Below are 568 nucleotides of genomic sequence, written 5' to 3' on the forward strand. Positions count from 1 at the left end.
CCATAGGTCCCACGGCGAAAATCAGAGCGCAAACTTTTGGAAAGGTCGGTAATCGCTTCAATGGCTTCAAGGCTTTTACGTTCAGGCAACTGATCAAAGTCAAGTTGAAAGGAATTCCACCATGCGCGCCCCGTCCAGGCGGGTTGAAAGCGTGCCGAAATCCCTAACCATTCAAGCCCCATCTCTATTGCCGCAAGGGAGCCGCGAATATTTTGCCATGCAAGACCCTGATCAATTAAATCATAAAGGTTAGAGAAATAAGGGGTTAATTCTTGTAAGCCATATTCATCAATTAAAAAGGGCAACCAAGAAGGCGGACGCGTGATAAATTTCGCGCGAGGTATTTCTTCGAGTGCAGTTTTAACGTGAAGGTCAAGAGCCATTGCTTCTGCAAAACAACGTTCAAACAAGCTAGAATTCGGGGGCAAAAGTGAGGAAAGCATCAATAAGCACGCCCCCGTTCAGACAAAACAATATCCCCTAGTGCGACCGCTTCATCAGGTGCGACCAAAATATCCTCACAAGGTTGCGTTATGTTCACATGGTGAACGCCCTCAACCATCAAGCG

General features: G+C 47.0%; 1 protein-coding gene and 1 pseudogene. Both read right to left on the reverse strand.

Annotated elements, in window-relative coordinates:
* Nucleotides 1-443, reverse strand: a 443-nt coding sequence (locus ACFING_RS10135; RefSeq protein ID WP_375630852.1) for a phage tail protein, incomplete at its 3' end; no start/stop codon positions are given.
* Nucleotides 443-568: pseudogene (locus ACFING_RS10140) on the reverse strand (baseplate assembly protein); the annotation flags it as partial. The gene ACFING_RS10135 and the pseudogene ACFING_RS10140, both read right to left, overlap by 1 nt.

The sequence above is a fragment of the Bartonella sp. AP150HLJHH genome, from assembly GCF_042196385.1.
Lineage (GTDB): Bacteria > Pseudomonadota > Alphaproteobacteria > Rhizobiales > Rhizobiaceae > Bartonella.